Origin of the sequence: Rhodococcus sp. EPR-157 (assembly GCF_001647195.1) — a bacterium.
Lineage (GTDB): Bacteria > Actinomycetota > Actinomycetes > Mycobacteriales > Mycobacteriaceae > Rhodococcoides.
The window spans coordinates 16350-30948 of the sequence record NZ_LVCV01000161.1; the positions used below are offsets into that span (position 1 = coordinate 16350).

A 14599-nucleotide genomic window follows, 5' to 3' on the forward strand; every position below is an offset into this window, starting at 1 on the left:
GTGTGTGCTCCCTTAGAACTTCTGCTCGGAGGCCTGGACCCACACGGTGCCCATACCCGTCATTTTCAACTGGATCGCCTCGCCGCTGCCTTTGCCGACGGCGTCGCGCCAGCCGACGTTCGCCGAGATGTCCACGGTGATGTTGCCGATGTGGCAGACGTACGCCTGCGGGTCGACCACGACCTGTGGGTGTTCGGGTCCGACCTGCAACGGAGTTGCGCCGCCGTGCGACAGCACCGCGACACTGCCTTGTCCGGTGAGTTGCGTCGTGAACAAGCCCTGCCCGGTCATGGCGCCGCGGACGGCTCCCCGAACTCCACCTTGCGACGTGAGCGCGACGATCGAGCTTTGTAGGTACCCGTCGTGCACGAGTAGACGATCGGCTTCGACGGTCAGCATCGACGAACCGTCGAGATGGATCACCTCGACGTACAGTCCCGCGTGTCCGTAGAAGACCTCACCCTGACCTTCGGCGGCCATCATCGCGACGTGTTCGCCGGACATCATCCGACCGGCCATTCCGGCGACCCCGCCCATGCTCGGCATGGCGCTGGCAGCTCCACCCATCGAGTGTGGGATGAAGTGCACATCGCCGGTGTAGTAGAGCATCGCGCCCTTGCGGGCGAGAACGTTCTGTCCTGGTGCGAGAGTCGATTTGACGACTTTGCTGTTGACGAGTTCGAGCGGCACGTCAGCGCTCCTCGGGTTGGATGTAGACGACGCCTTGGCCGTCGAAACGGAGCGAGAATGCCTCACCGCTGCCACCGCCGATGGCGGATCGCCACGTGACGTCGGTGACGAAGCTCTGGTTCAGTTGACCGCGGTGCGCGACGAACGAATCGGGGTCGACGACGAGTGGGTACTGCGGATCGACGGCGAGCGCGATCAACGGACCCCCTGCCGAGAGCAGCGCGACGGTGCCGGACCCGCTGACGACCGTCGTGAAGAGTCCCTGTCCGGAGCTCGCGCCTCGGAGCCCAGAGAACTTGACCTCGGTCTTGAGCTGACCTGTCAGAGCGAGAAGTTGCGATGCTTCCACGTGCATGGAGTCGTTCGCGATCTCGACGATGGTGATGTCCTGGGCGTCGACGGCGAAGTAGACGGTTCCTTTCCCGGATACCTCCATGAGAGAGAGGGATTCGCCTGCGACCTTCTGCTTCAGAGCAGCGCGGAATCCGCCGCCGCCGCCCATCCCTGCGTTCTTGAAGGCCACATCGCCCTCGTACGCGACCATGGATCCGGAAATCGCACGCAGCGAATCGCCGGTGAGATTCGCGACGAGCACACGGTGCCCGTTCATTGTCAGCTGAGCCACGCCGGGAACTATGCCACGCGCGGTTCCGACGTGCCAGGGATACGCGTGCAGCCGTCGGTCGAGTACGCGATCGGAATGGACGTCCGAAGCGGCCGCGTACTCGACCTCGTGATTACACGAGCGGACGCAGCGTCTTGCCCGCTAGTTCGACGATGCCCGGCTCGTGGCCGTTGGTGACCAGGTTGATGATGATCCCGTCGATGCCCTGATCGAGCACCCGCTTCTGCACCTGCTCGGCGACGTCGTCCGGGGTACCGCAGAAATGCCGGTCCGTCGCGGCTGCCCTGTCGGCGTCGTCGAGGTTGGACAAGTCGACACCCGTCGACAACAGGTAGTCGCTCTGAAGCTTCTTCGCTTTGTCACCGTCTTCGTCGATGATGACGAACGCGAGGAAACTTGTTTCGAGGTCCTTGGGATCGCGATCGACTTCTTCGCACCGTGCTTCGACGGCCTTGACTTTGCGCGGCAATTCGCTTGCGTTGCAGATGATGTTGAGGTGATCAGCGAACTGTGCAGCAAGGCCGAACGTCTTCTTCTCGCCACCGCCGCCGAGCATGATCGGTAGATCGTCCCGAATGCGAGGTTCGTTGATGGCGTCCTCTACCTGGTACCAAAGGCCGTCGAACGTCGGACGCTGCCCGCGCAACATCGGCTCGATGATCTGCAGTGCCTCGTCGAGCCGCTCGAACCGATCGGTGAACGTTCCGAACTCCAACCCGAAGCTGGTGTGCTCGAGCTCGAACCAGCCCGCCCCGATCCCAAGGATCGCGCGACCGCCGCTGACGACGTCCAGCGTGGTGACGGTCTTGGCGAGAATCGCCGGGTTTCGGTAGGTGTTGCCCGTGACGAGGGCGGACAGCTGAATGGTGTCGGTTGCGGTGGCCAGAGCGGACAGGGCCGAATACGCCTCGAGCATCGGGTCGTCGGGCTTGCCGATCCCGGGTAGTTGGTAGAAGTGATCCATGACGAACGCGGTGTCGAATCCCGCGGCCTCTGCCTCGCGCGCCTGCGCGATGACCTTGGGGAACAGTTCTTTCACGGAACCGTCGTAGCTGAAGTTGGGCATCTGGTAACCGAGACGGATAGTCACCTGATCAAAGCTACTCCCGTCGGAGGCGTATGCCGCGGGTCTGACAAGGGCGACACCGGTTTCGCTGCAGAACACAACGGTCGGGGGAACAATCGGCGGCATGCCGACACTCGAACTCACTCGACCACCGTTCTCCGGATTCGCCGTCGATGACATCGACGCAGCCCGAGCGTTCTACGCCGATACTCTGGGGCTGACCGTCCTCGACGGCGAGATGGGGCTCCTTCGTCTGCAGCTGAGCGACGCTGTGGAAGTTCTGATCTATCCACGCGAACATCACCATCCCGCGCCGTACACGATCCTCAACTTCCCGGTCGCCGACATCGAGGCAGCGGTCGACGCATTGGCCGCCAAGGGCGTCGTATTCCAGCAGTACCCGGACATGGGTACCGACGACCGCGGAATCTTTCGGCACGGCGGGCCACTCATCGCTTGGTTCACAGACCCGGCGGGAAACGTCCTGTCGGTGCTGGAAGCGAAGATCACGCGGTCGGTGTACCGACCTCCAAGGTGACCGACTGTTGCTGGCGGACACCTTCTTCGGTGATCCACTCGAGTCGAACGGTGTCGCCGGGTCTGCGCCCGATCATTTCCGTGGAGAGTTCATCGGATGTCCGGACGGGTCGGCCGTCGAAGGACACGATGACATCCCCCTGGACCAGGCCGGTCCGCTCCGCCGGTGATTCGTACTGGACGGATGCCACCGCGGCTCCTTGTGTCGGTCCAGCCGTGCGGAAGGCGGATACATCGCGCACCCCGATTCCCAGATACGGCGTCGGGCCGACGTGCACTGTTCCTTCCGAGCGACCGTCACGAACTTGGTCGACGACGGCAATCGCGTCATCGATGGGGATCGCATAGGCCTCGGAAGCCTGCGTTTCGCGCGCCTCGTCGGAGAGGCCCGCGGCATCCACTCCGATGACGTTGCCCCATGCGTCCACGAGTGGCCCGCCGGAATCCCCGGCACGCACGTCGGCATCGATCTGAATCATGCCGACCAGCTCGTTGCGAGACCCGTCGACCGAACTCTGCGCGATTACCGAACGATCGAGAGCGACGATCTTGCCGGGCGCAGGCACGAGAACTCCGCCACCGGAGGCATTTCCGATCGCGGTCACATCGGCACCGACTTCCAGATTCGCCGACGACCCGATGGCCGCAACCTGCAGGTCGGATGCGGTGGCCAGCTGCAGCACGGCCAGATCCCGCGTCTTGTCGTAACCGAGCACGGAGGCGTCGTAGATCAGTCCGTTGCCCATGTGGACGGCCGTCACCGCTGTCGCCTCTTCGACCACGTGGAAGTTGGTGAGGACAAGTCCGCCCGGATCGACGACGAATCCCGTCCCCGCGACACCGTAGAGACCGAACTCGGCGGCGATCGTGACGACAGTCGGATTCACCTGCGCAGACAATTGCTCCAGTGTCAGGGGCGGCGGGGCTTCGACCGGAGGCGGGAGTGCAACGGCAGGGGGTACCTGGTCCGCGAGGAGGGTGCTGTCGAGTACGCCGGGGGCGAGGGGCGTCGCAAGTGCGGAGGCAGCGAGAGTCAACGCTACGAGGAACGCCGTGCGGCCCGTTGCCTGCATGACTACACACTATGGCCGCGTTGGGGGAGAACTGCGGGTTTCCGGCCGAGCGCATGGCTGTAGGCGGCACATGTGGAGCTCTGTGCCGCTGGCCGCTGGCCGCTGGCCGCTGGCCGCTGTTGCGATGGGGCGGGTGTGCCGGTCGGAGTCGGGCCGGCGTTCGGGCGACCCGTTCTGCTGCGGGTCGCCGCCCCGTCTCAGGCGGGTGGGTCGCCTGATTCTTGGCCGCCTGGCATTGAGCCTGGTGGCGGACTCGGTGGTGAGCCGCTTGTTTCGGCGGTGCCGGGAAGGGGGACGTCGGCGGGGTAGATGTACTCGTTGGGGTGGTGGAAATGATTGATGCGCCCGCGGCGCAGTGGATCGAGACTGATCGGTGGGTGCCAGAGGGTGCGGCCGGGGTAGGGGTGGTCAGGACCGGCTTTGGTTGTGGCCCAGTCGGTTTCCGCGGGTCCGACAAGGGGGTGGTGGGTATCGCAGCCGAATGTGAGTGAGTCGATGTCGGTGTTGCCGCCTGTCCCCCATTCGTCGACGTGGTGGACCTGGCTCCAGGTGGCGGGGCGGGTGCAGCCGGGGAAGGTGCATCCGCGGTCGGCGGCGATGAGGACGATGCGTTGATCGGGTGTGGCGATGCGTTTGGAGCGGCCCAGGTGCAGGGGGCGGCCGTGGTCGTCGAAGATAACGAGGTAGTGGTGGGCGTGGGAGGCCATGCGGATTGCGTCGCGCATGGGGATCAGTGATCCGGTGGCGGTGATGGCGTGGCCTGTGGCTTCTTCGAGTTCCTTCAGCGTCATGGTGACGACGGCAGTGACGGGGAGCCCACGGTGGCGTCCGAGTTGGCCTGAGGCGAGCATCTGCCGCAGGATCACCTTCAGCGCGTCGTGTTGGCGTCGGCCTTTGCTGCGGTGATCGCGTGCTGCGCGGCGTTCGGCATCGGCGTCGGTGATCGTGTCCCTGTCCGCACCAGCACCAGCACCAGCACCAGCACCAGCACCTGACCCTGTCCGGTCGGGTTCATCGCCGGGTTGGTCGAACAGGCTCGGGTCCTGTGTCGTGGTATCAGATTCGCTGCTGGCGGTGGGGTCGGGATCGTCGACGACGGGTGTGCTGTCGGCGGGGTTGCACATGCCGGGTTTGGCCCATTTTGCGAATCCGGCTTCGAGGTAGGCGCGGGTTTCCGCGTCGACGAGGAATTTCCCCCTGGTGAGTCCGTCGGCGCCGGGGTCGTCGAAGGAGACGAAACAGCGTGCGGCGATCTTGTCTTCGTCGTCGAGTTCCCCGTCGGGGTCGAGGACTGCAAACAGTCGCGCGGCGGCGGCCCGGAATTGGTCTGGGAGGAGTTCCCGGGCGAGTTGGGCCAGTTGTTTCTCTGCGTTCTCGCGGGTTTCGATGTCGACTTTGCGGCCGAGCAAGCGGAAGAAGTTCTTGATGATGCGTTGGTGTTCTTCGTCGAGAGCTCCGCTTTCGGCGGCAGTTGCGGTGGCGGGTAGGACCGGGTCCAGCCGTTCTCCGGTCATGGAGGTGCGTTGCCCGTATTCGTCGGCGAAGCGGATGCGTTGCGAGGCCCGTGCGACGGACAGGCATAGCAGTACCGCCACTGCTTGGGGTACGGAGCCGTAAATGTCGTCGAGACCGCGCTGGGCCATGAGGTCGGCGAGCCAGGTGTGGGAATATGCGAACAGGGAGCGGGCTACTTTTTCCATGCGGACCAGAAGTGCTCGCTGGTCGGCGGTGGATGCGGCGGACATGTCGATCCGCCCGAGGAGCTCTACCTGTTCTTCGATGGTGGCGACGAGGTTCGCCAGGAACGCGGCCTCGATCACCGGCACCCCAGACGCCGCAGCATCACCCGAGCCAGCAGCATTGCCCGTGTCAGCAGCATTGCCCGAGACACCAGCATCCCCTGCCGTGTCGTCGACCGTGTCGGTCATCCCTGAGTGGCTATCCCCCGAAAGCATGGACTCAAGATAACCCCACCCACCGACAGAAATTCGAACACCAGTTCGATCTACCGCTTCGGTAGCTCCTTAGGTATCACGATCGGACGCGAACACCGTGATCGACTCGGCATCAAGCGATGTGGGCGCGAACTCGATGAACACCACTCCACTGCCGAAGGATCCGTCCATCGTCACGCTCACTGTCCTGCCCGCGGCGAGGAACTTCCGGTAGGTTGCGCCGCGGAGCACCTGGGAGGAAACCGGTTGTCCCAACGCATCCGTCATGGGTGAACTCTTCAGCAGTTCCGCGGCCGCTTCTCTTCCCTGTGCTCCGACACTTCGCAGTCCGCCCATGAAGCCGAGGGCTCCGGCTATCCCCTGGTTTCCGATCAACTGCGGCGTCAGTTTCGCCCCCGCGATCAGTCCGCGGGAACCCGCGCTGAGAAGCTGACCGATCATCGACCGCAGCTCCCAATGGGCGGCGAGGCGCGAAATCTTCAGCTCACCGTCTTCCTCGACGAGGTCGTAGCGAATGTGCATCGGCACGTTCAGCACCGCGCCGGTCGACATGATCGTTTCCAGTGACAGATCTCGGACGACGGACATCCCGCAGACGAAGTCGTTCTCGATGTGAAAGTTGATGGTGTTCGGTGCGATGAAGGTGTCGTAGAAGCGCTCGATCGCCTCCCTCCCGCGGTGTGGCTTCGACCCGACGGGGTCGTTGACGACGCCTTCACGTGCGTAGAGATCGACCCACGTCGCCCGATCGTGAATCGCAACGGCATCGGGTGAACACTGGACTGCGGCGAGGAGGTCCTCAGCGGTGCGCATCTCTCGACGTTATCGCCCAGCGGCCCAGTGTGAGCCGAAATCGAAGGATCACGCGCTCAGCGTGCGCTGACTGCCCGCGGCACATCTGCACGCAGAGTGAAATCGGTGACGAACTCGCCGTCCTCGGGGAGGAACCGCCTGCGAGGGTCGAAGCTTTCGACGTCGTAGCGGTCCAGCGTAGGCGAATGCGTTGTCACGGCCAAGGTTTCACCGTCGATATCGAACTGGAGCATCCGTTGGAAGCCCGTTGCTCGCTCGCCGTCGATCTCGAAGTACTGGTAGTCGGCCAGTAGCTGTACGACGGTGCGGCCGGTGTCGTCGACGTCGCGGTCCACGACGGTGGCCTGCCCGTCGACGTGCCCGGACAGCACCAGGAACACCGATTCGAAGGGCTTCACGAGGCGGTTCCAGATCTGCTGGCCGGAGCTGGCACCGATGTCGCCGAATGCCATCAGCTTCTTCTCCCCGCCCTCGTCGAGGTAGTAGTGGGAGCCGATCACCACATTTCGATCCGGATGATCCGCGAGCACCTGCTCGGCCCACTTCATCACCTTCTCGGGCGGGTTGTATCCGATGTAGAGCATCAGGAACTTCGCACCGGCGATGTCGATCAGGTCGTAGTGCGCTGAATTGTCCTCTGCCGTGAACGAATCGCCCCACCACGGCTGGTCCCGATACCGATCCGGCCCGAAGTACTCGTTGTACAGGGCATGATTCTCCTCGTGCATTCCCGGCACGAGCTTGCCTGCTACGTTCCACAGATTGTCGTGGTTACCCGGCAGGACGCCGTGTGGAAGGTTCGCGTTCTCGAGAAGCTCCATCGACTTGCTCGCGGCTTCGAATTCGATGCGAGACTGCGTATCCGGTCGACCCGGGCGGATCCAGCTCTGAATGATGTCGCCGGTGTGCATGCTGTAGTCCACGTCGTACTCGGCGGCATTGTCGACAGTCCATTGCGTCATGTCGTCGTAGACGGACGGATTGTCCTGCGAAATGTACTGGGTATCGGTGATGTGTTGCAGCGCAAAGTCATAGGTACCGGGCTCGGCGAACGAACCGTCTGCCTCGGCGTTGTTCTCGGCGAACGAGCGGTCCTCGCGGGGGCTGTCGACGATCATGACCTCGACGGGGCCGTCGATTCCCGTCACCTGCGCGGTGAGGCTCACGAGTCCTCCGGGCGAGTCGGGTTGCGCGACGGCGACGGCAGGCCCCCAGCGTCTTTCGACAGGATCGAGGACGTGCATTGCCAGGTCGTTGGTGTTGACCGAGGTGCCCTGCCACGAAATCTCGGCACTGTCGACGTCGGGATCGAACGTGGCGGTGTACCGGAGATACGGGAATTCGTTCCACGCGGACGTACGAGATTCGAAGCCGGACGACTCGGTGCCGGCTTCCATGCTGCCGCTGACCTCCTTGCCGCTGACACCTGTGCCGCTGACACCTGTGCCGCTGACACCCGCGACCATCTCGGCGGAGACGGCGTGTGGAACTGCGACAAGGCCGAGCGCGGGCATCGCAGCAGCGGGCGCCTGGACGCGTGCCGCGGCGGGGTCGGCTACCGCGTCGGCACCTACGAGCGCGCAGGCGAAGAGAAGCGATCCGATGGTCGGTGCGGCCTTCACTCTGTTCAGGTTACATACTGTCGCAATGGCATCGCGGAAACGTCTGTCGGACGTCAGAATCGGCATTTCCGGTTGGACGTACGCGCCGTGGCGCGGCGACTTCTATCCCACGGGACTCGTGCATCGACGCGAGTTGGCATACGCATCGGAGCGATTGTCGTCGATCGAAATCAACGGGACCTTCTACGCGATGCAGAAGCCGTCGAGCTTCGCGAAGTGGCATGACGAGACCCCCGACGATTTCGTGTTCTCGATCAAGGGCGGTCGATACGTCACACATGTCAAGCGACTGGTCGGTGTGGAATCAGCGCTGGCCAACTTCTTTGCGACGGGTGTGCTCGGGCTGGGGAAGAAGCTCGGCCCCATTCTGTGGCAGCTTCCACCGAACCTGCAGTTCGACGCCGACAAGCTGGCCGCCTTCTTCGCTCTCCTCCCTCGAACCACGTCCGAGGCTGTCGCGCTGGCCGGGCGACGGGACGAGAAGCTGCCGGAGGATCGGGTGAGCCTCGTCGTCGCAGGCGAGCGACCGATACGCCATGCGCTCGAGGTTCGCCACCCCAGCTTCGATACTCCCGAGGCGATTCAAGTTCTGCGACAGCACGACATCGCCTTCGTCGTTGCGGATTCGGCAGGCCGGTACCCCTTCGTGGACACGCCGACTTCCGACTTCATGTACGTACGGCTTCACGGTGCCGAGGAGTTGTACGCGAGCGGATACGACGACACGTCACTGGACGCGTGGGCCGCCCGTGTCGCCGCGTGGACAACGTCGAAGCTCGACGTGTTCGTGTACTTCGACAACGACGTCAAAGGCTACGCGCCGCACGACGCGATGAGGTTGATCAGCCGTATCTGATCGTATTCTCTGCTGTCACAGGGGTTTTCTGCCGTCGAGCATTGCAATCAGCAGCTCACGCGGGAGCGAGAGTGGTGGCATCGAATCGAGATGAATGGCGTCGCTCGACTCGCCGCCCTTGATTTCGGCGACCTCGTCGTGCAGCCGTTCCATGGTGACATCGAGTCGATTCGCGCTGTCCGCTGCCTCGGTGAGCTCGGCGAGGAGCGGAGCGGGAATGGTGCCGTGGTACTTGTAGAAGATCTTGTGCTCGAGGCTTGCCCAGAAGTCCATCGCGATCGTGCGGATCTGCAGTTCCACCGGGACCGGTTGAATGCGGTCGCTCATGAACACCGGTATCTCGACGATGAGGTGAAGGCTCTTGTAGCCGTTGGGTTTCGGAGCGGCGATGTAGTCCTTCACTTCGAGCACGCGGACGTCGGTCTGGCTGCCGATCATGTCCGCGATGCGGTAGGTGTCGGAGATGAAGCTGCATGTGATGCGAATGCCTGCGATGTCGACGATGTTGGTGCGGATGTCGTCGAGTGTGAGAGGGCAGTTCTTTCGTCGTGCCTTGATGATGATGCTCTCCGGAGTCTTCAGCCGCGAACCGACGTGCTCGATCGGGCTGTACCGGTGGATGTGCGTGAACTCTTCCTTCAAGATATTGATCTTGGTCATGAGCTCGTCGATCCCGAACTTGTAGCTCATCATGAAGCGGGTGAAGTCGCTCCGAAGCTGATCGAAGTCGGCTATCTCGACGGCCTTGCCCCCGTTGTCCGTGGCGTTGCTTTCCATGGGTCGATTCTGTACTAAGCCCGGTTCGAACCGTCATCTGTGCTGGTCGGCGCCGCGTGAGTCGAAGCTGGCGTCGGCGCACTGCGGTCCGAGTCGAGGGCTGAACGTCACGTCACCGCACGTTCGGCAGGCATGGGTGCGGTGATGTCCCCGGCCGCAGGAGCACGCCCTCGACCCGACCAGCACGGTTCGCGGGCCGAGGGCGTGACCGTGAGCGCACCATTGCGGTGCGCTCTCGACCCATCGATCGCCCAATCGATGGAGTGTGTGGCCGGCATCGCCGGCTCCGGCAGGGGTGTTCATCTGGGACCGCCGATCGGAGTTGGACCGTCCGCGAGCGGGGGCTCCCGGACGGCCCGATCAGGTTACCATGTATTCGAACGTATGTTCCCATTGCTTCGGTGAACGATCCCGAATACGGTATTCCGTAATTACGGAAAAACAGAGAGGGATACCGATGCGTCGCACCGTCGCTGCTTCCGCCGGATGTGTGGCCGCACTGTTCGCGGCCGGATGCTCCGCTACGGAGTCGAACACGCAAGAACCAGACAACTGCGCCCCGGTGATGTCGACTGATTTGAACACCCAGGAGGGCTGGCTGGGGTTGATCGAGCAATCCCCGGAGACGGTATCTCTCGTCGTCGACGATGGCCGTGGCCACGTCGTCGAGCATCGGCAGGACGAACAGCAGGCATTGGCTTCCGCGGTCAAGGTCGTCCACCTGGCCGCGTATTCGCGTGCGGTCGCCGCTGGACAATTGGACGCCGACGAGCAAGTGCCACTGCTGGATTGGGAGCGCTGGTACGTCCCAGGGACCGACGGAGGTGCGCACCCGGCGGCGCTGGACAGGTTGGGCATTGCCAACGACGGTGTCGGTGCCACGGACCTCGGCGCAACAGTCCGACTGGACGACATGGTCACCGCGATGATTCAGGAGAGCGACAACGCGGTGCCCGACTACCTCCGCTACCGACTCGGAGACGATGTACTCGTAGAGGCCGCTGCGGCAGGCGGCTGGGAAGGATTCGAGGCGCCGACGCTCGTCACAACTGTTCTGGCGGTGTTCGATCCCGCTCTGGGCGAGGGTGATCAGTGGGCTACTGCCCAACGATGGGCATTCGACGAGCAATTCCGCGCCGTCACCGGCGCAGACGTCGTGGTACCCGCCTACGCAGATCAGGCCGCGTCGGTAGAGCTTGTGGGCGCGAGAGGTTCTGCTGCGCAGCTCGATTCGATGTATCGATCTCTTGCCGACGGCAGTTTCGGTGAGGGAGCCGACATCGCTCTTCGGCAGCTCGAGTACCAGCCGGCACCGGACGGCGCGGAAGGAATGGGCTTCAAGGGCGGCAATCTGCCCGGTGTCCTGACTCAGGCATTCGAGCTACGGCGCGACGACGACACCGTCGCCACTGCGGTGTGGTTGACCGACGGCTTGCCCGCCGACCGATACGACGCGGCCAACGCAGGCTTCGGAAACCAGCAGATGTTGATCATCGACGCCTTGCAGTCCCCGGAGGTCCTGGACCGGATAGCCTGCGTCGTGTGAACGAGCAGTTCGAGGCGAGGTTGGCCGAGCTGGAGGCACGCGTCGCCGAGCTCGAGCGTCGAGGGAGCGGCGACGCGGCAGGCACAAGCATGCCCACCGGCGGTGCCGTCGCCTATCAGGGCGATGTGCACCTGCACGGCGACGTCACGTGGAATATCGGCTACTCCCCCGATGCCGTGCTCGAACTGTCGGTGGCGCGAACCTCCGAGGTGCTTGCCGCGTTGGGCCATCCGGTGCGGCTGCAGATCGTTCGGAGGCTGTTGCGGGGTCCGGCCAACGCGGCAGACCTCCAGGAGGTGGTGGGGCTGGGATCCACCGGCCAGGTCTATCACCACCTCAAAGCCCTCGGATCGGCGAACGTGGTCGAACAACACGGCAGAGGTGATTACCGAATCAACGCGAAGAAGGTTGTGCCGCTGCTGGTGTCCATGCTCGCGGCAGCGGATATTTCGGGCGAACTCGGGACATAGCGCAGTCTCACCGATGAGTTTCGGGTTCGGGCGGTGTCGATACAGGCATGACTACAACCACAACCCCGGCGACCGCCTCGCGCACCGCAGCCCGCATCGGCTGGGCGCTGACGGCCCTCCTCGCGATCTTTCTGATCTTCGACGGAGTCACCAAGTTGATCAATGTGCAGCAAGTGCGAGATGCGACAGTCGATCTCGGACTCCGAGAGGAGATGACGCCGGTCATCGGCGTCGTACTGCTCGTGTGCGTTGCGCTGTATCTCGTGCCGCGGACAGCGTTCCTCGGCGCGGTCTTGTTGACCGGCTACCTCGGCGGCGCGGTCCTGACCAACTGGCGCGTCGACAAGCCGCTGTTCAGTACTGTGCTGTTCGCCGTGTACATGGGCGTTGCCGTCTGGGGTGCGTTGTACCTGCGCGATCCTCGGGTTCGACAGGTCATGCCGATCGTGCGCTGATACCGCCGGTGCGCGCGTGGTTGCGGTCGGAACGTGACTGCGGTCGGAATGTGACTACGGTCGGAATGTGACTACGGTCGGAATGTGACTACGTCGGAACGGGACTACGCGCGCTCGGCCCGCGCCGCCAAGAACGCCTCGGGGTCGATCAGATCCGACTGCCCGACGATGGAGCCGAGATCGGCGATCCGCTCGATGCCGGTCAGCACCATTTCCTCCTCGACGGTTCCCTCGGCGTAGCCGTAGTAGCAGGTCGACGTCGTGTGCTGATGGTCCTTGTCGATGCGATTTGCGCGGCCTTCGATCTGGCGGATGTCGATCGGGGTCCATCGAGGGTCGTGGATGAGCGTCACGCGCGGTGCCGACGTCGAGACGGACGGGAGCGAAGCCTGCGGGGAACCCCGATGATGCGCGTCCGGCAGCAGCAATTCGTTGGTGTGGAGGTTGATCGCGCTCGTCGTGGTGGACACGATGACGCGGGATGCGCCGGTCTGAAACCGTCGAATCTGCACTTCCTGCTCCGGACTGCTCATGCTGCCGTCGACGACTGCGACGTCGAGGCCCTCCTCGCGCAGGGTCTCGGCAAGGGCCGCCACGGACTCGCGGTAGAACATCGACACGAACACCTGATTACCGTCCCGCACCCAAGATCGAACTTGGTCGGCCGTCGCGGGAATCCTCAGGTAAGAGCACTTCTGGCGAAACCGCAACGTTGCAGCACGGGTGCTCGGATTCTTCTGCAGCACCCGCTTCCCACCAGACAACTTCCACAACGGGAGGCCCAGTTCCTTGCGGTAGTCGACCCACGCCGAGTTGTACAACCGCTTCTGAGCTGCCGTGAGCTCCTGCCCGAGAGGCTCACGTGGGGTCGGCGGCGAGGGACGGGAGATGGACCACGGCACGGCTCCTCCGGACAACCACCGGTGGATGGTTCCGATGTCGCGTTCGCGTCGGGCAGCGTCCTCGGGTTCCCAGCGCCAGGTCTTCAGACCGGTCGTCGCTTTGCCTTCCTTCAATGCAAAGCCCTCGTCCTGCAGGAATGCCGCCCACTTGGTTGTCACCGCGTAGCCGAGAGCGTCCTCGTCGCCGATGATCTGCCCGTCCCCGCGACTGAGTTCGATGGCTCGGGCCATGTAGGCGAAGTGCATCGGCTGGTATCCAGGAGTTGCAGACATCCATACGACGGCGCGTGCGGCCTCCTGGTAGCGCCACAGAATCTGCGACTGCTGGGACTCGATGTTCATCAAGGCGTGTGACTCGTCCGCGATGACGATGTCGATGTCGAACCGCAGCTCGCCGAGTGTGATGGTTCGCTTGTTCTGGGTCTTCTTGCGTTTGCCGAGATCGGTGTCCTCGGGAACGGTGAGAAGCTTCTTCGTGGACTGGTAGGTGACCAGCAGCCAGCGCTTGCGGTCCGCCGGATCCACGTCGGCTTCGGTGTCGGCGATCGTGCGCCGCCAGCCGGGGAGAGCGCCTTTGGGGGCGACGACGAGGACCGTACCGATGCTCGGATCCTTCATCTGACGAACGGCCTCGCACACGGCCAACGTCTTGCCGAGTCCCGTCGAGTCCATCTGGGCGAAGTAGGGGAAGCCGTTCGCCATGGCGTCGAGCTGCCTCCGAACCGATTCCAGTTGGGTTTCGCGAGGCGTCATCGAGCGCTCGTGGACTACCTCGTCACGCCACTCTTCGTTCGCGTCGTCCTCGACCCACCGCTGCAGGCTGTACGGCATCGACTCGAACGAGGCCAACCCGTCGGGAAGCTCGGTTCCGTAGTACGCGAACACTCGTAGGCCCGGATGCCAACGCGCGCCGGACGCCGAGGCGAGTGCTCTGTCCTCGAACGGGACGTCCAGCACCCACACGCGCTCGCCTGGGTCGGGCATTCTCAGGTCAGGTGACGCGGTCTTGCGAACCGCCTTCTTTCGCGTGGCCGGCCGCCTCTTGGAGGCTGTTGTCTTGGAGGCAGTTGAATTGGACGCCGCACCCGTCGACTGCTTGAACTTGCGCGCCGCAGCGCTCTTGCCCGCGGCGACCGTGCGGGCAGTGGTGGTGGGCTTTCGTCGACGTGGTGGCACGACAGACACCGTAAAGCACCTCACCGACAGATCCAC

At 63.7% G+C, this 14599-nt stretch carries 15 protein-coding genes; 5 read left to right on the forward strand and 10 right to left on the reverse strand.

Annotation, left to right across the window (positions count from 1 at the left end):
• Positions 1 to 12: 12 nt before the first annotated feature.
• The 3 genes from A2J03_RS06805 to A2J03_RS06815 form a co-directional block, all read right to left on the reverse strand.
• A complete protein-coding gene (locus tag A2J03_RS06805) occupies positions 13 to 690 on the reverse strand; it encodes an AIM24 family protein (protein WP_068371196.1) in 678 nt (225 codons plus the stop codon).
• A 1-nt stretch (position 691) separates the two neighbouring features.
• Positions 692 to 1300: an AIM24 family protein gene (locus A2J03_RS06810; RefSeq protein WP_068371342.1), complete on the reverse strand. Its 609-nt coding sequence runs from the start codon at positions 1298 to 1300 to the stop codon at positions 692 to 694.
• 127 nt (positions 1301 to 1427) lie between these two features.
• Positions 1428 to 2405 (reverse strand): LLM class F420-dependent oxidoreductase, encoded by a 978-nt coding sequence (locus tag A2J03_RS06815; RefSeq protein ID WP_197480646.1) that lies wholly within the window; start codon positions 2403 to 2405, stop codon positions 1428 to 1430.
• 100 nt (positions 2406 to 2505) lie between these two features.
• On the opposite strand from A2J03_RS06815, the gene A2J03_RS06820 reads away from it, so the two are divergent.
• Positions 2506 to 2919 carry a VOC family protein gene (locus tag A2J03_RS06820; protein WP_068371199.1) on the forward strand — a complete coding sequence of 138 codons (414 nt, stop codon included), beginning with the start codon at positions 2506 to 2508 and terminating at the stop codon, positions 2917 to 2919.
• On the opposite strand, the gene A2J03_RS06825 is transcribed toward A2J03_RS06820, so the two are convergent.
• From A2J03_RS06825 to A2J03_RS06840, 4 genes are all read right to left on the reverse strand, one after another.
• A complete protein-coding gene (locus tag A2J03_RS06825) occupies positions 2888 to 3991 on the reverse strand; it encodes a S1C family serine protease (protein ID WP_068371202.1) in 1104 nt (367 codons plus the stop codon). The two genes, A2J03_RS06820 and A2J03_RS06825, sit on opposite strands and share 32 nt — an antisense overlap.
• Positions 3992 to 4188: 197 nt before the next feature.
• On the reverse strand, positions 4189 to 5919 hold the full coding sequence (locus tag A2J03_RS06830; RefSeq protein WP_068371205.1) for an HNH endonuclease signature motif containing protein: 1731 nt from the start codon (positions 5917 to 5919) through the stop codon (positions 4189 to 4191).
• Positions 5920 to 6015: 96 nt separating this feature from the next.
• Positions 6016 to 6759 (reverse strand): nuclear transport factor 2 family protein, encoded by a 744-nt coding sequence (locus A2J03_RS06835; RefSeq protein ID WP_068371208.1) that lies wholly within the window; start codon positions 6757 to 6759, stop codon positions 6016 to 6018.
• A 56-nt stretch (positions 6760 to 6815) separates the two neighbouring features.
• Positions 6816 to 8381: a metallophosphoesterase gene (locus A2J03_RS06840; RefSeq protein WP_068371211.1), complete on the reverse strand. Its 1566-nt coding sequence runs from the start codon at positions 8379 to 8381 to the stop codon at positions 6816 to 6818.
• A 25-nt stretch (positions 8382 to 8406) separates the two neighbouring features.
• On the opposite strand from A2J03_RS06840, the gene A2J03_RS06845 reads away from it, so the two are divergent.
• Entirely contained in the window at positions 8407 to 9237 is an 831-nt protein-coding gene (locus A2J03_RS06845; protein WP_082897660.1) for a DUF72 domain-containing protein, read from the forward strand.
• Between the two features lie 15 nt (positions 9238 to 9252).
• Here A2J03_RS06845 and A2J03_RS06850 read toward each other — a convergent pair whose 3' ends face one another.
• Positions 9253 to 10014 carry a GTP pyrophosphokinase gene (locus A2J03_RS06850; protein WP_068371213.1) on the reverse strand — a complete coding sequence of 254 codons (762 nt, stop codon included), beginning with the start codon at positions 10012 to 10014 and terminating at the stop codon, positions 9253 to 9255.
• Positions 10015 to 10121: 107 nt separating this feature from the next.
• Positions 10122 to 10292, reverse strand: a complete 171-nt coding sequence (locus A2J03_RS30400; RefSeq protein WP_156520247.1) for a hypothetical protein — start codon at positions 10290 to 10292, stop codon at positions 10122 to 10124.
• Positions 10293 to 10471: 179 nt separating this feature from the next.
• On the opposite strand from A2J03_RS30400, the gene A2J03_RS06855 reads away from it, so the two are divergent.
• Genes A2J03_RS06855 through A2J03_RS06865 form a run of 3 tightly spaced genes read left to right on the forward strand, consistent with a single transcriptional unit; the run spans position 10472 to position 12485 of the window.
• Positions 10472 to 11560, forward strand: a complete 1089-nt coding sequence (locus tag A2J03_RS06855) for a serine hydrolase (protein ID WP_068371216.1) — start codon at positions 10472 to 10474, stop codon at positions 11558 to 11560.
• On the forward strand, positions 11557 to 12030 hold the full coding sequence (locus A2J03_RS06860; protein ID WP_068371219.1) for an ArsR/SmtB family transcription factor: 474 nt from the start codon (positions 11557 to 11559) through the stop codon (positions 12028 to 12030). Before A2J03_RS06855 ends, A2J03_RS06860 begins: the two co-directional genes overlap by 4 nt.
• A 47-nt stretch (positions 12031 to 12077) precedes the next feature.
• Positions 12078 to 12485, forward strand: coding sequence for a DoxX family protein (locus A2J03_RS06865; protein ID WP_068371221.1), 408 nt, complete (start codon positions 12078 to 12080; stop codon positions 12483 to 12485).
• Positions 12486 to 12589: 104 nt separating this feature from the next.
• On the opposite strand, the gene A2J03_RS06870 is transcribed toward A2J03_RS06865, so the two are convergent.
• Entirely contained in the window at positions 12590 to 14563 is a 1974-nt protein-coding gene (locus tag A2J03_RS06870; RefSeq protein WP_231912401.1) for a helicase-related protein, read from the reverse strand.
• Positions 14564 to 14599 lie beyond the last annotated feature (36 nt).